Here is a 19,590-nt window from a genome sequence, read left to right as displayed (position 1 = left end):
CGACGTGACCGCAATGGCGATGACCCGTCCGGAAACGGGCGTCACCGTTCCGGCTCAGGCGATCTCGACCAGCAGGTCGCCACCTTCCACCTGCTGGATCTTGTTGATGGCGAGCCGGGACACGCGACCCGCCTTCGACGCGGTGATCGCGGCCTCCATCTTCATGGCCTCGATGGTGGCCACGGTCGCCCCGGCGTCGACCTCGTCGCCCTCGGCGACCGCCAGCGTGACGACGCCGGCGAACGGGGCGGCGACATGGCCGGGGTCGGAGCGGTCGGCCTTCTCGGTGGTCGGGATGTCGGAGGAGGCCGCGCGGTCGCGGATCTGGATGGGCCGCAGCTGGCCGTTGAGCGTGGACATCACCGTGCGCATGCCGCGCTCGTCGGCCTCGCCGATCGCCTCCAGCGCGATGAGGAGCCGGACACCGGGTTCCAGGTCGACGGCGTACTCCTTGCCCGGCCTGAGGCCGTAGAAGAAGTCCTTGCTGTCCAGGAGGCTGGTGTCGCCGTAGGACTGCCGGTGGGTCTCGTACTCGCGGGTCGGGGCGGGGAACAGGAGCCGGTTGAGGGTCGAGCGGCGGTCCTTCTCCAGGCCTGTGCGGTCCTCGGCGTTCAGTTCCTCGACGGGCTTGGCGTCGGCGCGGCCCTGCAACGCCTTGGTGCGGAACGGCTCGGGCCAGCCGCCGGGCGGGGTGCCGAGCTCGCCGCGCAGGAAGCCGATCACCGAGTCGGGGATGTCGAAGCGGTCCGGGGTCTCCTCGAACTCCTTCGGGGTGACCCCGGCGCCGACCAGGTGCAGGGCGAGGTCGCCGACCACCTTGGAGGACGGGGTGACCTTCACCAGGTGGCCGAGGATCTTGTCGGCGGCCGCGTACATCGCCTCGATGTCCTCGAACCGGTCGCCGAGACCGAGCGCGACAGCCTGGGTGCGCAGGTTGGAGAGCTGGCCACCGGGGATCTCGTGGTCGTAGACCCGCCCGGTCGGGGAGGCGAGGCCCGCTTCGAAGGGCGCGTAGATCTTGCGGACGCTCTCCCAGTACGGCTCCAGGTCGCCGACGGCCCTGAGGTCGAGGCCGGTGGGCCGATCGGAGTGGTCGGTCGCGGCGACGATCGCCGACAGGGAGGGCTGCGAGGTCGTACCGGCCATGGAGGCCACGGCACCGTCCACGGCGTCCGCGCCCGCCTGGATCGCGGCCAGGTAGGTGGCGAGCTGGCCGCCCGCGGTGTCGTGGGTGTGGATGTGCACGGGGAGGTCGAACTCGCGGCGCAGGGCCGACACCAGCTTGGCCGCGGCGGGGGCGCGCAGCAGGCCCGCCATGTCCTTGACGGCCAGGACGTGGGCGCCCGCGTCGACGATCTGCTCGGCGAGGCGCAGGTAGTAGTCGAGGGTGTAGAGGCGTTCGTTCGGGTCGGACAGGTCCGACGTGTAGCAGAGGGCGACCTCGGCGATCGACGTGCCCGTGGCGCGGACCGCCTCGATGGCGGGGCGCATCTGGCTGACGTCGTTGAGGGCGTCGAAGATGCGGAAGATGTCGATGCCGGTGGCTGCCGCCTCCTGCACGAAGGCGTCCGTCACCTCGGTGGGGTACGGGGTGTAGCCCACGGTGTTGCGGCCGCGCAGCAGCATCTGGAGGCAGATGTTGGGGACGGCGTCGCGCAGGGCGGCCAGCCGCTCCCAGGGGTCCTCGGCGAGGAAGCGCAGGGCGACGTCGTAGGTGGCACCGCCCCAGCACTCCAGGGACAGCAGTTCGGGCAGGGTGCGGGCGACGGCCGGGGCGACGGCGAGCATGTCCTTCGTGCGCACGCGGGTCGCGAGCAGCGACTGGTGGGCGTCGCGGAAGGTGGTGTCGGTGACGCCGATGGTCGGTGACTCGCGCAGCCAGCCGGCGAAGCCCTCGGGGCCCAGCTCGGTGAGCCGCTGCTTGGAACCGGCCGGCGGCTCCACCCCGGCGTCCACGCGAGGCAGCTTGGTGACCGGATCGATCACGTCGGGCCGCTCGCCGTGCGGCTTGTTCACCGTCCGGTCGGCCAGGTAGGTGAGCAGCTTGGTGCCGCGGTCGGCCGAGTGCCGGGAGGTCAGCAGGTGCGGGCGCTGCTCGATGAACGACGTGGTGACGTTGCCCGCCTGGAAGTCCGGGTCGTCGAGGACGGCCTGGAGGAACGGGATGTTGGTGGCCACGCCCCGGATGCGGAACTCGGCCACGGCACGCCGGGCCCGGTTGACCGCGGTGGTGAAGTCCCGGCCCCGGCAGGAGAGCTTGACCAGCATCGAGTCGAAGTGGGCGCTGATCTCGGTACCGGCGTGGGTGGTGCCGCCGTCGAGGCGGATGCCGGAGCCGCCGGGCGAGCGGTAGGCGCTGATGCGGCCGGTGTCGGGGCGGAAGCCGTTGGCGGGGTCCTCGGTGGTGATACGGCACTGGAGGGCCGCGCCGTGCAGCTGCACCGTCTCCTGGGACAGGCCGAGGTCGGCGAGGGTGGCGCCGGCGGCGATGCGCAGCTGGGCCTGGACGAGGTCGACGTCGGTGACCTCCTCGGTGACCGTGTGCTCGACCTGGATGCGCGGGTTCATCTCGATGAAGACGTGGTTGCCCTCGCGGTCGAGGAGGAACTCCACGGTGCCCGCGTTGCGGTAGCCGATCTCGCGGGCGAAACGCACGGCGTCGGCGCAGATCCGGTCGCGCAGGCCCGGATCGAGGTTGGGTGCGGGGGCGAGCTCGATGACCTTCTGGTGGCGGCGCTGCACCGAGCAGTCGCGCTCGTAGAGGTGGATGACGTTGCCGTGCCCGTCGGCGAGGATCTGCACCTCGATGTGGCGGGGCTCGACGACGGCCTTCTCCAGGAAGACGGTCGAGTCGCCGAAGGCCGAGGCCGCCTCACGCGCGGCCGCCTCGATGGACTCGCGCAGCTGGGCGGGGTCCTCGACCCGGCGCATGCCGCGTCCGCCACCGCCGGCGACGGCCTTCACGAACACCGGGAAGCCGACGTCCTCGGCGGCCCTGACCAGCTCGTCCACGTCGGTGGAGGGGGCCGAGGAGCCCAGGACCGGTACGCCGGCGGCGCGGGCGGCGGCGACCGCGCGGGCCTTGTTGCCGGTCAGCTCGAGGATGTCGGCGCTCGGTCCGACGAAGGTGATGCCCGCTTCCTCGCAGGCGCGCGCCAGCTCGGGGTTCTCGGAGAGGAAGCCGTAGCCGGGGTAGACGGCGTCGGCACCTGCCTGGCGGGCGGCGCGGATGATCTCGTCGACGGAGAGATAGGCCCGCACGGGATGGCCCGGTTCGCCGATCTCGTAGGCCTCGTCGGCTTTGAGTCGGTGCAGTGAGTTGCGGTCCTCGTGCGGGAAGACGGCGACCGTCCTCGCGCCCACCTCGTAGCCCGCGCGAAACGCGCGGATCGCGATCTCACCACGGTTGGCGACCAGTACCTTGCGGAGCATTCCCGTTCCCTTCCGCCTGCCGGTGACGCCCCCCATGGTCTCGGCAAAGACAGCCGGTGGCCATGAGAGTCAGGTCACGTATCGTGGTCGGTTTGGGGGTGATCTGCGCAGGTACAGCGGTTGTACGGCCTCCTGCGGGCAGCTCTGCTCACTCGACCGTCCCGGTGAAGGGAGTCACCGGACGCTCCAGGCGCTCCCCGTCCCGGGTGATGTCGACGGCTTCGTTGAAGAACGCGAGCAGCCCCTTGACGGCGGCCACGGCGGGGAGCGGGTCCGGGTAGCTCCAGACGATGTTCGGGTGGCCACCCGTCGACCAGTACTCGGCGGTGCCCTTGTAGGGGCAGTCGGTGTGGTGGTCGGTGGCTTCGAGGAGGTCGAGGCGGACGTCCTCGCGCGGGATGTAGTAGCGCGTGGGCAGGCCCGTCTCGAAGAGCAGCACGGGACGGCGGGTGTCGGCGACGGCCGTCCCGTCGATCTCGACCCGCACATGGCGGCTGCTGGGCATGGCGTCGACGCGTTTGTGCGGGTCACGGGGGTGGACGAAGATCTCTTCCTCCTCCTCGTACCAGTGGTCGAGGCCGGTTCCCCAGCGCCGGAACCACGCGAAGGCGATGTGGCCGGCCAGGTCGGCGGCCGGGAAGGTCCAGGCGGCGTTCTCGACGAGCTCGCCGTCGGCCTCGAGGTCGTAGAAGATCCGCGATCCGGTGTGGGTGCCGGTGGCCGGGTTCTTCGCGGGCCGCAGCAGGTCCTCGCGGACGTCGGCGCGCGGGAAGGCGTACAGCGGGACGGGCACGTCCGGCTCCCACACGAGGACGGGGTGCCGGCTGTCGACGACGGTGACGTCTCCCTTGCGGCCGCGCACCCAGCGCTCGCTGGGCTCCCACAGCAGGCCTTCAGGGGTGGTCCGTACCTCTGGTGCGGTGGGGAAGGTGGTCATGAGCGTGTCTCCTTCACCTCTTGAGGAAGTCGGTCAGTCCCGTCAGGAGCCGGTCGACGTCCTGTGAGTCGTTGTAGGGGGCGAGGCCGACGCGCAGACCGCCGGTGTCGCCGAGGCCGAGGTGGCGGGAGGCCTCGATGGCGTAGAAGGAACCGGCCGGGGCCTGGACGCCGCGCTCCGCGAGGAAGGCGTACGCGTCGGCCGTGCTGTGGTTCTCGAAGGTCAGCAGGACGGTTGGGGTGCGGTCGGCGGCCCTGGAGTGGACGGTGACGCCGTCGAGCGCGGCGAGCCCTTCGTCGATCTGCGCGCGCAGGACCCGTTCGTGGGCTTCGAGCGCGGCGAACCCGGCGGCCAGCCGCTCCCGCCGGGTGCCGGTGGCCCGCGAGTCCGGCCGCTCGGCGAGGAAGTCGACCGCCGCCGTCGTGCCGGCGAGGAACTCGTAGGGCAGTGTGCCCAGTTCGAAGCGCTCCGGGACGGCGTCGGTGGAGGGCAGGAGCTTGTCCGGGTGCAGGGTCTCCAGCAACTCCGGGCGGGCGGCGAGGACTCCGTGGTGCGGGCCGAGGAACTTGTACGGGGAGCAGACGAAGAAGTCCGCGCCGAGCGCTTCGAGATCGACCAGGGCGTGGGCCGTGTAGTGGACGCCGTCGACATGGACGAGTGCGCCGACCTCGTGCGCCGCCTGTGCGATGGCGGGGATGTCGGGGCGCGTGCCGATCAGGTTGGAGGCCGCGGTGACGGCGACGAGCCGGGTCCGCTCGGTCAGGACGGCCCGGATGGCGTCGACCGTCAACTCACCCGTCTCCGGGTCGAATTCGGCCCAGCGTACGGTGGCTCCGGACTGGACCCAGGGGCGGATGTTGGCGTCGTGGTCGAGGCGGGTGACGACCACCTCGTCGCCGGGTGACCAGGTTTTGGCGAGGGTGCGCGCGACGTCGTAGGTGAGCTGGGTGGCGCTGCGGCCGAAGACGATCCCCGAGGGACTCGCCCCGAGCAGGTCGGCCATCGCGCGGCGGGCCCCGGTGACGAGGGCCTCGGCGTTGCGCTCCCCCAGGGTCACCTGTCCCCGGTTCGACAGGGGCTGCGCCAGGGCCTCGGCGATGGCCCGGATGACGGGCTCGGGGGTCTGGGTGCCGCCGGGGCCGTCGAAGTGGGCGGTACCGGCGGCCAGGGCCGGGAAGTGGGAGCGGATGGCGGCGATGTCGTACGTCACGTGGGGCTCCTCGGTCCGACCGGTTCCAGGTGATCTCAGCCTGTCACGCCGTGCGCAGGCTCTCGCGGTGAGCCCGGTTCGTGGCCATCAGCCCGTCGAGGGCGTCCCGGGTCCGGATCAGTTCCGCGATGTGGTCGGTGAGCCGGTCGCGTTCCTCGGCCATCCGCTCCAGTGCGGCGTCGGACGTCTCCTCGCTGGGCGAGTCGACGCACGGCAGGAGTTCGGCGATCGTACGGCTGGACAGACCGGCCGCGTACATCCGCTGGAGGAACGTCACGCGCTCGACCGCGGGCTGCGTGTAGTGCCGCTGCCCGCTCGCGCTGCGCGTGCTGGCAAGCAGGCCCTGCTCCTCGTAGTAGCGCAGGGCCCGGACGCTGACCCCGGCCCGTGCCGCCAGTTCCCCGATGCGCACGCGTTCCTCCCTCGCGGACTTGACCCTCACGTCGACGTCAGGTTTTAGCGTACCTGCGTGCCCGGGACACGGGTGCGACGGATCACCGAAGGAGACATGACGTGACGACCCTTTTCACCGGCTTCCGGCTCGGCGGACTGCGGCTGCCCAACCGGGTGGTCATGGCCCCGATGTCACGGGTGCGGGCCGCCGAGGGCGGTCTGGCGACGCCGTCGATGGCGCGCTACTACGCCCAGCGCGCCACGGCAGGCCTGATCGTCACCGAAGGGGTGCAGCCGAGCCTGATCGGGCAGTCCAATCCGGGGACGCCGGGGCTGTACACCGACGAGCAGGTGGCTGCCTGGCGCCCGGTGACCGAGGCCGTGCACACCAACGGGGGCCGGGTCTTCGCGCAGATCATGCACGGCGGCCGGGTCTCGCACCCGGACACCACCGGTCTGCGGCCCGTCGGCCCCTCGGCCGTCCCCGCGACCGGCGAGGTGTTCACGCCCACGGGACCGCAGCCCACGCCGGTTCCGCGCGCGCTGGGCACGGAGGAAGTGCCCGAGCATGCCGAGTCGTACGCCGGGGCCGCGCGCCGCGCCGTCGACGCCGGGTTCGACGGGGTGGAACTGCACGGCGCCAACGGGTACTTGATCTCGCAGTTCCTGGCCCCCAACGCCAATCTGCGCACGGACCGTTACGGCGGCTCGGTGACCAACAGGATCCGGTTCGCCGTCGAGGCGGCGGCCGCGACCGTCGACGCCGTGGGTGCCGAGCGGACCGGGATCCGTCTCTCACCGGGCGGCACGTTCTGGGGAGTTGAGGAGACCGAGGTCGTCGAGCTGTACACAGCGCTGCTGACCGAGCTGTCCCGTCTCGGGCTGGCCTACGTTCATCTGGAGGCCACCGCCCCCGAGGAGACCCTCCTGAGTCTGCGTCGGGTCTGGCCCGGTGCCCTCGTCATGAACCCGGTGCTGCCGCTGGGCGCCAAGCAGACCGGCCGCTCCGAGGCCGACCACTGGCTCGGGCTCGGCGCCGAACTCATCAGCTTCGGCCGCGCGTTCATCGCCAACCCGGACCTGGTCGAGCGGCTGCGCACCGGTCTGCCGATCGCCCCCGCCGACGAGGCCACGTACTTCCAGGGCGGCGACAGCGGCTATCTCACTTATCCCGCATACCAGTACACGGCGTGACGTCCTGATGGCGAGGACACCACGAAAGGGTAACGAGGGTCAACCGCAGGCAATGTCGGGTGGTCTAGTCCGACATGAAGATCTCTTTCCTGCTCCACAACGCCTACGGGATCGGAGGCACCATCACCACCACCTTCAATCTGGCCCAGGCCCTGGCCGAACGGCACGAAGTGGAGATCGTCTCCGTGCTGCGGCACCGGGAACTGCCCAACTTCGTGCTGGATCCGAGGGTTTCGCTGCGGCCGCTGGTCGATCTCAGGGAGGAGAAGGAGCACCCTTTACATCTGAGACCGGCGCGGGTGTTCCCGCGCTCCGAGTACCGGTACGGGCAGTACAGCGAGTTGACCGACCAGCGCATAGCCGAGACCCTCGCCGCCATCGACGCGGACGCGGTGATCGGCACCCGGCCCGGGCTCAACGTGCATCTCGCGGGTCAGGCGCCACCCCATGTCGCCCGGATCGGGCAGGAGCACCTCACCCTGGACAACCACTCGCCCCGGCTGCGCACCGCGCTGCGGCGGGCCTACCGAGGGCTCGACGTGCTCACCACGGTGACCGAGGCGGACGCGGGCGCCTACCGCCGCCGGATGCGACTGCCGGGCGTCCGCGTCGAGGCGCTTGCCAACAGCGTGCCGGATCCCGTGCTGCCCGCGGCTGACGGTTCCGCGAAGGTGGTCGTCGCGGCCGGTCGGCTGGTCCCGGTGAAGCGGTACGACCTTCTGATCGAGGCCTTCGCCGCGGTCGCCGCCGAGCATCCGGACTGGCAGCTGCGCATCTACGGCAAGGGGGACGAACACGACCGGCTTCGGCAGCTCATCACCGACCTCGGTCTGTGGAACAACGTCTTTTTGATGGGCGCCGCGGCTCCCATGGAGGCGGAGTGGGTCAAGGGCTCGATCGGGGCGGCCGCCTCCGACTTCGAACCCTTCGGCATGACCATCGTCGAGGCGATGCGCTGTGGGCTGCCCGTGGTGAGCACCGACTGTCCGCACGGCCCCGCCGAGATCATCGCGGACGGGGTCGACGGGCGGTTGGTCCCGGTCGGGGACCGGGACGCCATGGCCGCGGCGCTGCTGGAGCTGGTCGGGGACGACGAGCTGCGCCGCCGTATGAGCCGGGCGGCCCTGGAGAACGCGCGGCGGTTCGGTCCCGGACCGGTGGTCGAGCACGCCGAGCGGCTCATCACCGAGGCGGTCTCGGCGCGGCGGGCGGGACGGCCGGTCGTGCGGGAACGCCGGAGCACTCAGCTGGCCGCCCGGGGCTTCGCCGCGCGGGACACGGCTCTGGTCGCGGCGAGCGGTGCGCTGCGCATCGTACGAAAGGGGAGGCCGTGACCACGGCACGCGCCGGATGCGCGATGGACGCGGACGGCAGGATCGTCTTCGAGGTGCCTGAGGCCCACGGCCGCCGGTTGCTGCTGCGGCTGCGTCCGAAGAAGGGGCTGCCCGAGGAGACCCTGCACGTCCTCGAACTGAACTCGGCCGACGACGGGCGCGCGCGTGCCGTGCTCGGGGCCGATCCCGTGCTCGCGGAGGGCCGCTGGGACGTGTATCTGCTGGAGGGTTCCGAGCGGACACGGCTGCGTCCGGGCCCGCGTGACCTGCGGGTCCTGGTCGACGGACACCTGCGGGACCGGCACGCGCCGCTGGCCGTCCGGGTCCCCTATGTCACCAAGGACGGTTTTCTCGCGGTGCGGACCTGGCTGCGGCCCGCGCACGCCGAGGTCGAGCGCGTGGACGTCACGGGCGGGGCACTGACGGTCTCGGCCCGGCTGCACGGTGCCTCACTGCCGGCCGGCGCCGAGGTGCGGCTGCGGCTGCGGCGGGACACGGGGACCGTACGCACGCTCGAGCCACTGGTCGGGGAGGGCGGCCGGGGCTTCTCGTTCACGGTCGCCGACCAGGGCCTGGACATCGGCATCTGGGACATGTTCGTACGGTCCGCTCCCGGAGCCCCGCTGATCCGGCTCGCCCGGCTTCTGGACGACGTGGCGGACCGCAAGAACGTCTTCGTCTACCCGGGAGCCACGGCCGGGGGAATCGTCGTGCGGCCGTACTACACGGTCGACAACGACCTGTCCCTGGAGGTGAAGAAGACCGGCTGAGCCGTCACTCCCAGACCACGACGTTGCGCCGCACCGGCACCGTCGAGGCGTCCGCGGCGAACAGTTCGGGCGAGTGGGCGCGGATGCGTTCGATGTCGTCGAAGACGGCCCTCAGATGCGTGCGCATCGCGGTGCGGGCGAGCGGCACGTCCCCGCCGACGACGGCGTCGAAGATCTCGTGGTGCTGGACGGCGAACACGGCCGGGGACACGTTCTCGTGGAGGCCGAGCCGCCGCGCCCGGTCCAGGTGACCCTTGGCGGCGGCGACGGTCCTCCAGACCTCGCCGTGGCCGCTCAGCCGCATCAGGCCCTGGTGGAAGGCCTCGTCCAGCGCGAAGAACTCCTCAAGACCGAGGTCTTCGCGCTGCTGGCGCCTCAGGTTGTCGCGCAGCTCCTCGACCACCCCGGAGTCGAGCTCCGCGGGCAGGTCCTCCAGCGATGCCAGCTCGACCGCCTCCCGCAGGAACTGCGCGTCCGCGACCCGTGCCGGGTCCACTCGGGACACGAACGACCCGATCTTCGGGAAGACCTGCACCAGACCCTCCTGCGCCAGCAGGATCAGGCTCTCCCGCACCGGGGTGCGGCTGACGCCCAGGGACGCGGCGAGTTCGTTCTCCGAGAGGGCGGCGCCCGGGGCGAGTTCGAGGGTCAGGACCAGCTGACGCAGCTTCAGGTAGATGTCGCGCCGACTGGTCCGCCCGTTCGTTTGAGCCATGCGCACATCGTACGTAGTCACCACCGCACAAGTATTGCGACTCTCCGCGACAGCTGCTTGTATACAAGTACTTCGCGACCAAGGAGGGTCTGTGAGCAGCATCGAGCGCGTGGACGTGTTCGTCGCCTCCCCGGGGCGTACGTTCGTCACGCTGCGCATCACCACCACCGACGGGGTCGTCGGCCTCGGCGACGCCACGCTCAACGGCCGCGAGCTGGCCGTCGCGAGCTATCTGCGCGACCACGTGGTGCCGCTGCTGATCGGCAGGGACCCGGCGCGCATCGAGGACATGTGGCAGTACCTCTACAAGGGCGCCTACTGGCGGCGCGGTCCCGTCACCATGACCGCGATCTCCGCCGTCGACACCGCGCTGTGGGACATCAAGGGCAGGACCGCGGGCCTGCCCGTCTACCAGCTCCTCGGCGGCCGCTCCCGGGACGGCGTCCTCGTCTACTCCCACGCCAGCGGCACCGACGTCCCGTCCCTGCTGGACGACGTCGAGCGCTATCTGGAGCTGGGCTACAAGGCCGTACGCGCGCAGGCCGCCGTGCCCGGCGTCGGAGGGACCTACGGAGTCCGCAAGGGCACGGTCTACGAGCCCGCCGCGACCGACCTGCCGGACGAGCAGCCCTGGGACACCGAGGCCTACCTCGGCTTCGCGCCCACCTATCTGGAGGCCGTGCGCGAACGCTTCGGCTTCGGCTTCCACCTCCTGCACGACGTGCACCACCGGCTCACGCCGATCGAGGCGGCCCGGTTCGGCAAGAGCGTCGAGGGCTGCCGGCTGTTCTGGATGGAGGACCCGACCCCGGCCGAGGACCAGTCGGCGTTCCGGCTGATCCGGCAGCACACGACGACACCGATCGCGGTCGGCGAGGTGATGAACTCGATCTGGGACGTGAAGGACCTCATCACCGAGCAGCTCATCGACTACGTCCGCACAACGGTCGTGCACGCCGGCGGCATCACCCACCTGCGGCGCATCTTCGACCTCGCCGCACTCCACCAGGTCCGCACCGGCTCGCACGGAGCGACCGACCTCTCCCCCGTCAGCATGACCGCCGCCGTGCACCTCGACCTCGCCGTGCCCAACTTCGGCATCCAGGAGCACATGGGCCACCCCGCCGAGACCGCCGAGGTCTTCCGCACGGGCGTCACCTTCGCCGACGGCATGCTGCACCCCTCCGAGGAGCCGGGGCTCGGCGTCGAGTACGACGAGAAGGCCGCCGAGCGCTTCCCCTACCAGCGGCGCTATCTCCCGGTCGCCCGCCGTCGCGACGGGTCGGTGCACGACTGGTGAGCGAGACGCTGAGTCGTACGACCGTCTCGGCGCTCGCGCCCGAGCTGCGGCCCCTGGTCGATCCCGCCGAACTCCACACGCGGGTCGTCCACTTCGGGCTCGGCGCCTTCCACCGGGCCCACCAGGCGGTGTACACCGAGCGGGCCGCCGCGCTCTCCGGGGAGCCCTGGGGCATCACGGCGGTCGCGCCCAGGTCGGCCCGGACCGCACGGGCGCTGCGGGAGCAGGACTGTCTGTACTCGCTCACCGAGCGCAGGCCTGACGGCAACCACTGCCGGGTGGTGGGCTCGGTGGTCGACGCCCTGGCCATGGGGCCGGACGCCGAGAAGGTCGACGCGCTGCTCACGGACCCCGCCGTGACGGTGGTGACACTGACCGTGACCGAGAAGGGATATCAGCGGTCGCCGTTCTCCCCGGTGATCGAGCGGCTCGCCACCGGACTGGCCGCCCGGATGCGCGCGGGGGCACCGCCCGTCAGTGTCGTGTCCTGCGACAACATGGCGGACAACGGGGCCGTGCTCGAGGGGGTCCTGCGCGACTTCGTGCAGGACTGCGAGTGGCCGGACCGCTCGGTGATCCTGGACCGCATGGCCGAGGCCGTCGTCTTCCCCGCGACGGTCGTGGACCGGATCGTGCCGGCCACGAGCGAGGCCGACCGGGCAGGAGCCCTTGACGCGCTCGGGCTGGAGGACGCCCTCCCCGTCACGGGCGAGCCGTACCGGCAGTGGGTCCTGGAGGACTCCTTCGCCGGGCCACGACCGCCCTGGGAACGGGACGGCGCGCTCCTCGTCCCGGACGTGACGCCGTATCAACTCACCAAGCTGCGGCTGCTGAACGGCTCCCACTCGGCGCTGGCCTGTCTGGGCATGGCCGCGGGCCTCGACACGATCGCCGAGACCATGGCGTCCGACTGGGGCGAACACCTCGTACGGGCCCTGTGCGCGGAGGTCTCCCCCACCCTTCCCGCCGGCGGCCCGGACCCCCTCTCGTACGCCGACGCTCTCGTCGTACGGTTCCGCAACCCGGCGATGCGGCACCTGCTGCGGCAGATCGGCACCGACGGCCCGCTGAAGGTCAGGGAACGCTGGCTGCCGGCCCTGCGGGACCTACGGGGGCGTGGCGCCGCTACACCGGTGCTCGAACTCGCCCTCGCCGCCTGGGCGTTGCCGGCACAAGAGCCGATCCCGGCCCTCCTGCGGTCCGTAGGGGCCGCGGACCTGGCCGACGACGAGTCCCTCACCGCCGCCGTCACCGACCGGCTGCCCGCCCTTCGTGCCGGGCGCATCGAGATCTGACTCCCCTCACCTTTCGTCCCCGAACAACGGAGTTCACGATGAAGGACAGCGTCACCGCCGCTCAGCGGACGCCATCCGCCGAGCGGACCACGAGAGATCTGGCGCGGGCCGCCGTCTCGGGCTGGCTCGGCACGGCCATGGAGTTCATGGACTTCCAGCTCTACTCGCTGGCCGCCGCGATCGTCTTCAACAAGATCTTCTTCCCGGACGTCAGCCCCGCCGTCGGACTGATCGCGGCGATGGCCACCTACGGCGTCGGATACGTCGCCCGGCTCGCCGGGGCCGTGTACTTCGGCCGGATGGGCGACCGGATCGGCCGCAAGAGGGTCCTCTACCTGACGATCCTGCTGATGGGCGCGTCCACCACGCTCATCGGCGTGCTGCCGACCTACGCGTCCATCGGCATCCTCGCACCGATGCTGCTCGTCGCGCTGCGGCTGGTCCAGGGGTTCGGCGCGGGTGCCGAGATCGCCGGGGCGACCGTGCTCCTCGCCGAGTACGCCCCCGTCCAGCGGCGCGGTCTGGTCTCCTCGCTGGTGTCGCTCGGCACCAACTCCGGGACCCTGGCCGCCTCCGGTCTGTGGGCGGTGCTCCTCGCCACGCTCAGCGAGGACCAACTGCTGTCCTGGGGCTGGCGGTTGCCGTTCCTGCTGAGCTTCGTGCTGATGCTGTTCGCGTTCTGGCTGCGCCGGGGCCTCAAGGAGAGCCCGGTCTTCGAGGAGCGTCCCGATGTGGTGGACGGGGTGGCGATGGCCAAGGAGGAGGTGATCGCGGCGGCGCACGAGGGCGATGTCCTGGCGGCCGGGATACGGCAGCGCAAGGGCAAGGCCTTCTTCCTCGCGCTGGGGCTGCGGTTCGGGCAGGCGGGCAACTCCGGGCTGATGCAGACGTTCCTCGTCGGGTACATCGCCACCAACCTCGCGGTCGGCCGGTCCGTGCCGACGGACGCGATCGTCTACGGCTCGCTGCTCGGGTTCGTCACCGTGCCGCTGGTGGGCCGGCTCGGCGACCGCTTCGGACGCCGTGCGCTGTATCTCGCGCTCACCGCACTGACCGCGGTCGTCGCGTTCCCGGTGATGCTCCTGATCACCTCGGGGTCGAGCGCGGGCGTGATGCTGGGCATGGTCCTCGGTCTGAACGTCGGTGTGCTCGGGCTGTTCTCCCTGGAGAGCGTCACGATGGCCGAACTCTTCGGCTCCCGCACCCGGTTCACCCAGCTCGCGCTCGCCAAGGAGATCGGCGGCATCCTCGCCACCGCGATCGGCCCGGTCCTCGCGGCCACGCTGACGGCCGTCACCGGCAGTTGGTGGCCCATCGCGGCGATGCTCGTCGTCTACTCGCTCATCACCTTCGTCAGCGCGCTGCTCGCGCCCGAGACACGCGGACGCGACCTCGTCCGGCTGGAGGACGCCGTATGAGGGCGGTCGTGGTGCACGGTCCCGGTGACGTGCGGATCGACGAACGGGAACGTCCGGTGCCGGGACCGGGCGAGGTCCTGCTGGCCATGGAGTGGGGCGGCATCTGCGGCTCCGACATCGCGTACTGGAGGAAGGGTGCGTCCGGCACCGCCGCGCTCACCCACCCGCTGGTCCTCGGGCACGAGGTCGCGGGGCGGATCGCCCAGGTGGGCGACGGGGTCACGGGACTCGGCGAAGGGCAGCCGGTGACCGTCCATCCGGCCCGGCTCGTCGGCGACGGGACGCTTCCCGCGCGCATCGCGGGGCGGACCAATCTCCACCCGCGCGTCCGCTACTTCGGCTCGGCGGCCTTCGATCCGCACACCGACGGCGGGTTCAGCGAGTACCGGACGGTCCCGGCGGCGCAGATCCGGCCGCTGCCCGACGGGGTCGGCACCGAACAGGGCGCGCTCGCCGAGCCGTTGGCCGTCGCGCTGCACGCCGTCGGCCGGGTGCCCGGACTGCGGGGCCGTACGGTCCTCGTCAACGGCTGCGGGCCGATCGGCTCGCTCGTCGTCGCGGCCGCCCGGCTCCACGGGGCACAGACCGTCGTCGCGGCCGACCTGGCGTCCTCCTCCCTGAAGATCGCCGGTGCCATGGGGGCCGACGACACATGTGATCTGTCCGCCGGCGAGGGGCTGCCCGAGGACGTGGACGTGGTCTTCGAGGCGTCCGGGGCGGCGGCCGCGCTCGGCCCCGTACTGCGGGCGGCGGCTCGCGGCGGCACCGTCGTGCAGGTGGGCAACCTGCCCGGGACGGCCGTGCCGGCCGCTCTCGGCGACCTGGTGACCCGGGAGATCACCTGGATCGGCTCGTACCGGTTCGTCGAGGAGATCGACGAGGCGCTGGGCGCGCTGCGGGACGGGCTCGACGTGAGTCCGCTGATCACCCACCGTTTCCCGCTGGAGCGGGCGGAGGAGGCCCTGGCGGTGGCCGCCGATCCGGCCGGCGGAAGCAGCAAGGTCATGCTGCGGCTGGCTCCCTAGGAGTCCTTCGTGTCCGTCCTTCCCAGGAGTCCTTCGTGTCCGATCCGTTCCAGTCCCACCCCGCCGACGTCGTGTGCGTCGGCGAGACGATGGTCGTCCTCGGCCCGCCGGACGACCGTCCGCTCGCCGAGCAGGACACGCTCAGGGTGGCCGTCGGCGGTGCCGAGTCCAACGTCGCCTGCGGGCTGGCCGGGCTCGGGCACCGCGCCGCCTGGCTGAGCCGCCTCGGCGACGACCCGTTCGCCCGGCGCATCCTGGCCGAACTCGGCGCTCGGGGCGTGGACGTGAGCGCCGTGGAGACCGACCCGGAGCGTCCGACGGCGGTCTACTTCAAGGACCCCGGCCCGGGCGGCACCCGTACGCACTACTACCGGGGTGGTTCGGCCGCGACCGCGATGGGCCCGTCACTGGCCCGGCACCCCGCAGTTCGCGCGGCCCGGATCGTGCATCTCTCCGGCGTCGCCGCGGCCCTGTCCGAGAGCTGCGACCGGCTGCTGCAGGCAGTACTGGCCCGGCCGGAGGGGCGCGGGCTCGTCTCCTTCGACGTCAACCACCGGCCCGCACTGTGGCGCGACGGCAGGGCCTCCCGGCGGCTGCTGACGCTCGCCCGCGCCGCCGGCATCGTCTTCGTCGGCCGGGACGAGGCCGAGGAACTGTGGGGCACCGCCCGCCCCGACGACATCGCCGGCCTGCTCGCCCCCGCGCCCGTCGTGGTCGTCAAGGACGCCGGGTCCGGGGCGACCTCGTACGCCGGGGGGACGCGGACCTTCGTGCCCTCGCTGCCCACCAAGGTGGTCGAACCGGTGGGCGCGGGCGACGCGTTCGCGGCGGGTTACCTGGCCGGGGTGCTGGAGGACCGCGCCGAACGCGACCGGCTCCGGCTGGGGCATCTGGCCGCGGCGGCCGCGCTGCGCACCCGGGACGACGTGCCCGTCATGCCGACGCGCGCGGAGACCGACCGCTGCCTCGCGCTGGACGAGGAGGCGTGGGCGGCGACGGCACCGCGCTGAAGGTCATCCCCAGAGCACGTGCAGGGTGGGTGGTTTGCGGAAGACCAGGCCGTACGGGGCCGTGGGGCGGTCCGGGTCGAGGCGGAGAGCGGGGAGACGGTCGAGCAGGTGCCGCAGGGCGATGCGGGTCTCCAGGCGGGCCAGGTGGGCAGCGAGGCAGTAGTGGGGACCGTGGGCGAAGGCCAGCTGGAGGCGGGCGTTCGCGCGGCGGACGTCGAAGCGGTCGGGGTCGGGGAAGACGGCGGGGTCCCGGTTGGCACCCGTCAGGGAGACGGTGACCAGGTCACCCTTGCGGATCGGAGCCGGACCGAGAGTGATGTCCCGGGTGGCGTAGCGGTCGACGACGGCCGCGCCGGGTTCGAGACGCAGGGACTCCTCGATCGCACCGTCCAGCAGGGCGAAGTCGGCCTGCACCAAGTCGAGTTGGTCGGAATTCCGGAGGAGATGCAGCAATGCGTTCGTGATCATCGCCTCGGTGGTCTCTATGCCTCCGAACATCAGCACCGCGGCGTTGGAGGCCACTTCCGGCAGCGTCAACCGGTCCGCGGCGGAGGTCAGGAGCGAGGTGGTGCCCTCCTTGGCGACCGTGGCCTCGACCGCTGTCCGAAGCTCGGCGTACGCCTCCGGTCCCGCGGGTCCGGCCGTACGGCCCGCCGTGATGTCCGAGACGGTCCGCACGATGGCGTCGTACCAGGAGAGCACCGTGTCCGTGCCGGCGCCCACCAGCCCGAGTGCCTCGGTGACGACGGCGACGGCGAGCGGGCCGGCGAAACCGCGGCGCAGTTCGGCGGCGCCCGCCGGTTCGAGTGCGGTGACGAGGCGGTCGGTCTCCCGCTCGATGAACCCGGCGAAGCCGTCCCGCACTTCACGCGGGCGGAAGGGCGCGGTGAACGGCTCGCGGTGGCGGGTGTGTGCGTCGCCGTCCAGGGAGAGCATGCTCGGGCCGACGACCTGGGCGGTCGAGAAGCGGGGGTCGTCCACGGTGAAGGTCTCGGCGTCCCGCATCACGTCGAGCGCGAGATCGCGCCGGGTCACCAGCCAACCGTTCAGTTCGGGCAGCCAGGAGACGGGTTCGTGGGCACGCAGCCGGGCCAGCCGCGGATGCGGATCACTGGCGAGTTCGGCCAGCGTGGTGGTGGCGCCGAGCGGGAATCCGATCACGCTCCAGGCTAACCCGGCGGAAAATACGTGGCAGATGGGCGTGGGGCGGCCTACGCTGCTCCACGATGACGACTCACACTCCTGAACGATTGGGGGTCCCGTCCGCGCAAGGTGAGTGCTGATGCTCACTTCGACCGCGAACGAGGACATCCGTACATCCTTCTGGCCGCGCGTGCGCGAGTTCGCCGTGCCGGCCTCCATGATCGAGACCGCGACCGCCCGTCGCCTCGCCGGGGACTGGGCGGGGGCGTGTGCCGCCGCTGGTTTCGACGTCGATCTCAATCTCCGTGCGGTGGCACGCGATCACGGCCGGGAGCTGGCGTCCCGGGTCCGGTCCGATCTCCGCGCCCTCGCTCCCGACCTGCTGCGCTGGCACATGCCGAGGATCGCCCCGGACGGGCTGCTGCGGCCGGGGGTGACCCTGACACTGGCCCAGTACGACACACCCGAGGGCCCTGTGCATCTCGTGGCCCGGACCGCGCCCGCCTGGGCCGACGCCGGGCAGCGCATCAGCCTCGCGCTGTGGTCCCGGTCCACGGCCGACGCCGTAGGCCATCCCCACCCGCGTCCGAACCGACGGTTCCGGCTGGATCTGCACCGGCATCTGTGGGATGCGGGCAGGGTCGGGGAGTTGCGGGGGCGGTCGGGGGCCGGGGAGGTGCGGGTGCGGGAATGGGGCGGTGAAGTCCACGACCGGGACGGGGCCGGTGAGATGCGGGAACGGTCGGGGACCGGTGAGATGCGGGAGCCGGACCGGTGCGGTGAAGTCCACGACCCGGACGGGGCCGGTGAGATGCGGGAACGGTCGGGGACCGGTGAGATGCGGGAGCCGGACCGGTGCGGTGAAGTCCACGACCCGGACGGGGCCGGCGAGATGCGGGAACGGTCGGGGACCGGTGAGATGCGGGAGCCGGACCGGTGCGGTGAAGTCCACGACCCGGACGGGGCCGGTGATATCCGAGTCCGGACCGGAGCGGGTGAAGGCTACGACCGGACTGGGACCGGTCAGTTCCGCGGCCGGACCGGAGCCGCTGAAGACGACGACCGGACCGGAACCAGTCAGCCCCACGAGCGGACCGGCGCCGGCCAAGGCCACGACCGGACCAGGACCCATCAGACCCGCGACCGGACCGGAGCCGGCCAAGGCCACGACCAAACCGGAACCGGCCAAGGCCACCACCGAACCGCGACCAGACACACCCCCGACCAGACCAGAACCGGTGAAGACCACGACCGGACCAGAACCCACCACCCCCCTGACCGGACCGGAGCCGGCCAAGGCCACGACCAAACCGGAACCGGCCAAGGCCACCACCGAACCGCGACCAGACACACCCCCGACCAGACCAGAACCGGTGAAGACCACGACCGGACCAGAACCCACCACCCCCCTGACCGGACCGGAGCCGGCCAAGGCCACGACCAAACCGGAACCGGCCAAGGCCACCACCGAACCGCGACCAGACACACCCCCGACCAGACCAGAACCGGTGAAAGCCCCGACCAGACCGGAACCGATGAGATGCGGCAAGGTTCGGAGGCTGGTGAGCCCTCGTTCCGCTCGCGGTCCCGTCAACCTGCTCTCCATGAGCTGGAGTTGATGGTCCCACCCGGTTGTGCCGTCGACCGGTGGGCGGCGGAGGCGCGGATACTGCTCGCGGCCGAAGGACGGACCGGCGGAGTCGTGCTGGTGCGGCTCGGTGGGCGGCACCGGCTGGTGCTGGAGCTCGCCGCGGACGACGACGTGATGCGTCCCGTGCCGACTCCCTCGGCCGGTACCGTCTCCGCGCTTCCCGTCCTGCCGGACGCGGCGACCTGGGTGCTGCCCGACCTCCGACTGCTGCGCGCCGGCGCGATCGAGGCGGAACGGCTGCACCCCCTGGTCGCCGCCGCGTTGGCACCCGACCGCACGGCCACCGGACCACGCCGCACCCCGGACCGGCCGGGACGACCGCGTCTCGTGGAGTGCCGGGGAGCCCGACATCGGATCGGCCTGGTCGACGGGGTGCTGGCCCCACTGGACCACGACCCGGACGAGATCCGGCGGGAGGAACTGCTAGTCGCGCTGACCGGCACCCCGCTCCCCTGCCTCCAGGCGATCGACGAGGCACACCGCCGTCCGCACTGCCTGGCCGGTGTCCGCGAACGTCTCGTGCACGGCGACACCGCCGGCGCCCTGGCCGTCGTGGAAGGACTGCTCGGCCCCGAGGCGCTCCTGCGCACCGGCCCCCTCCGGGACGAACTGGAGGCGGCCGCGCTACGGCGCATCACATACGGCCTGTTCAGGGCGGGCCTGACAGGGCCAGGGCCCACCTGGTTCCGACCGCGCCCGAGCGGTCGCGACCCCCGGAACCGGCGTACCCATCCGCGTCACGCGACCTGAATCCTCCACCGGG

Annotated in this window: 14 protein-coding genes and 2 pseudogenes; 10 read left to right on the top strand and 6 right to left on the bottom strand. The window is 71.8% G+C overall.

What is annotated here, in order from left to right; genetic code table 11:
- Window positions 1-54 precede the first annotated feature (54 nt).
- The 4 genes from M2157_RS41555 to M2157_RS41540 all read right to left on the bottom strand — a co-directional run bounded on the left by M2157_RS41555 (window position 55) and on the right by M2157_RS41540 (window position 5,991).
- Window positions 55-3,432, bottom strand: a complete 3,378-nt coding sequence (locus M2157_RS41555) for a pyruvate carboxylase (protein WP_280867732.1) — start codon at window positions 3,430-3,432, stop codon at window positions 55-57.
- A 148-nt stretch (window positions 3,433-3,580) separates the two neighbouring features.
- Window positions 3,581-4,369 carry a DUF427 domain-containing protein gene (locus tag M2157_RS41550; protein WP_280867731.1) on the bottom strand — a complete coding sequence of 263 codons (789 nt, stop codon included), beginning with the start codon at window positions 4,367-4,369 and terminating at the stop codon, window positions 3,581-3,583.
- A 13-nt stretch (window positions 4,370-4,382) separates the two neighbouring features.
- Window positions 4,383-5,579: a cysteine desulfurase-like protein gene (locus M2157_RS41545; protein WP_280867730.1), complete on the bottom strand. Its 1,197-nt coding sequence runs from the start codon at window positions 5,577-5,579 to the stop codon at window positions 4,383-4,385.
- Window positions 5,580-5,622: 43 nt separating this feature from the next.
- A complete protein-coding gene (locus M2157_RS41540) occupies window positions 5,623-5,991 on the bottom strand; it encodes a MerR family transcriptional regulator (protein ID WP_280867729.1) in 369 nt (122 codons plus the stop codon).
- 101 nt (window positions 5,992-6,092) lie between these two features.
- Here M2157_RS41540 and M2157_RS41535 point away from each other — a divergent pair, with 101 nt between their 5' ends.
- From M2157_RS41535 to M2157_RS41525, 3 genes are all read left to right on the top strand, one after another.
- Window positions 6,093-7,166: an alkene reductase gene (locus M2157_RS41535; protein ID WP_280867728.1), complete on the top strand. Its 1,074-nt coding sequence runs from the start codon at window positions 6,093-6,095 to the stop codon at window positions 7,164-7,166.
- A 74-nt stretch (window positions 7,167-7,240) separates the two neighbouring features.
- Complete coding sequence (locus M2157_RS41530) at window positions 7,241-8,500, top strand: glycosyltransferase family 4 protein (protein ID WP_280867727.1); 1,260 nt, start codon at window positions 7,241-7,243, stop codon at window positions 8,498-8,500.
- Window positions 8,497-9,270 carry a hypothetical protein gene (locus M2157_RS41525; RefSeq protein WP_280867726.1) on the top strand — a complete coding sequence of 258 codons (774 nt, stop codon included), beginning with the start codon at window positions 8,497-8,499 and terminating at the stop codon, window positions 9,268-9,270. The genes M2157_RS41530 and M2157_RS41525 overlap by 4 nt, the downstream gene beginning before the upstream one ends.
- Before the next feature lie 4 nt (window positions 9,271-9,274).
- On the opposite strand, the gene M2157_RS41520 is transcribed toward M2157_RS41525, so the two are convergent.
- A complete protein-coding gene (locus tag M2157_RS41520) occupies window positions 9,275-9,985 on the bottom strand; it encodes a GntR family transcriptional regulator (protein ID WP_280855974.1) in 711 nt (236 codons plus the stop codon).
- A 91-nt stretch (window positions 9,986-10,076) separates the two neighbouring features.
- On the opposite strand from M2157_RS41520, the gene manD reads away from it, so the two are divergent.
- The 5 genes from manD to M2157_RS41495 are packed head-to-tail and all read left to right on the top strand — an operon-like array spanning window position 10,077 to window position 16,033.
- Window positions 10,077-11,285, top strand: a complete 1,209-nt coding sequence (manD, locus tag M2157_RS41515) for a D-mannonate dehydratase ManD (RefSeq protein ID WP_280867725.1) — start codon at window positions 10,077-10,079, stop codon at window positions 11,283-11,285.
- Window positions 11,282-12,580: a mannitol dehydrogenase family protein gene (locus tag M2157_RS41510; RefSeq protein WP_280867724.1), complete on the top strand. Its 1,299-nt coding sequence runs from the start codon at window positions 11,282-11,284 to the stop codon at window positions 12,578-12,580. The genes manD and M2157_RS41510 overlap by 4 nt, the downstream gene beginning before the upstream one ends.
- Before the next feature lie 38 nt (window positions 12,581-12,618).
- Window positions 12,619-13,998, top strand: coding sequence for an MFS transporter (locus M2157_RS41505; protein ID WP_280867723.1), 1,380 nt, complete (start codon window positions 12,619-12,621; stop codon window positions 13,996-13,998).
- Entirely contained in the window at window positions 13,995-15,023 is a 1,029-nt protein-coding gene (locus M2157_RS41500; RefSeq protein ID WP_280855977.1) for an L-idonate 5-dehydrogenase, read from the top strand. The genes M2157_RS41505 and M2157_RS41500 overlap by 4 nt, the downstream gene beginning before the upstream one ends.
- Window positions 15,024-15,058: 35 nt before the next feature.
- Window positions 15,059-16,033, top strand: coding sequence for a sugar kinase (locus M2157_RS41495; RefSeq protein WP_280867722.1), 975 nt, complete (start codon window positions 15,059-15,061; stop codon window positions 16,031-16,033).
- A gap of 3 nt (window positions 16,034-16,036) precedes the next feature.
- On the opposite strand, the gene M2157_RS41490 is transcribed toward M2157_RS41495, so the two are convergent.
- Entirely contained in the window at window positions 16,037-17,194 is a 1,158-nt protein-coding gene (locus M2157_RS41490; RefSeq protein ID WP_280867721.1) for a cytochrome P450, read from the bottom strand.
- A 121-nt stretch (window positions 17,195-17,315) separates the two neighbouring features.
- Between M2157_RS41490 and M2157_RS41485 the strand changes: the two are divergent.
- A pseudogene (locus tag M2157_RS41485) lies at window positions 17,316-17,846 on the top strand (hypothetical protein); the annotation flags it as partial.
- A 957-nt stretch (window positions 17,847-18,803) separates the two neighbouring features.
- A pseudogene (locus tag M2157_RS41480) lies at window positions 18,804-19,577 on the top strand (hypothetical protein); the annotation flags it as partial.
- Window positions 19,578-19,590: the final 13 nt, after the last annotated feature.

This window comes from Streptomyces sp. SAI-127 (assembly GCF_029894425.1).
Classification (GTDB): Bacteria; Actinomycetota; Actinomycetes; order Streptomycetales; family Streptomycetaceae; genus Streptomyces.
This window is presented reverse-complemented; position numbering and strand designations above follow the sequence as displayed.

Coding starts and splice junctions, on each gene's coding strand:
- M2157_RS41555 (WP_280867732.1), bottom strand. CDS start 3,432: ATGCTCCGCAAGGTACTGGTCGCCAACCGTGGTGAGATCGCGATCCGC.
- M2157_RS41550 (WP_280867731.1), bottom strand. CDS start 4,369: ATGACCACCTTCCCCACCGCACCAGAGGTACGGACCACCCCTGAAGGC.
- M2157_RS41530 (WP_280867727.1), top strand. CDS start 7,241: ATGAAGATCTCTTTCCTGCTCCACAACGCCTACGGGATCGGAGGCACC.
- M2157_RS41520 (WP_280855974.1), bottom strand. CDS start 9,985: ATGGCTCAAACGAACGGGCGGACCAGTCGGCGCGACATCTACCTGAAG.
- M2157_RS41505 (WP_280867723.1), top strand. CDS start 12,619: ATGAAGGACAGCGTCACCGCCGCTCAGCGGACGCCATCCGCCGAGCGG.
- M2157_RS41500 (WP_280855977.1), top strand. CDS start 13,995: ATGAGGGCGGTCGTGGTGCACGGTCCCGGTGACGTGCGGATCGACGAA.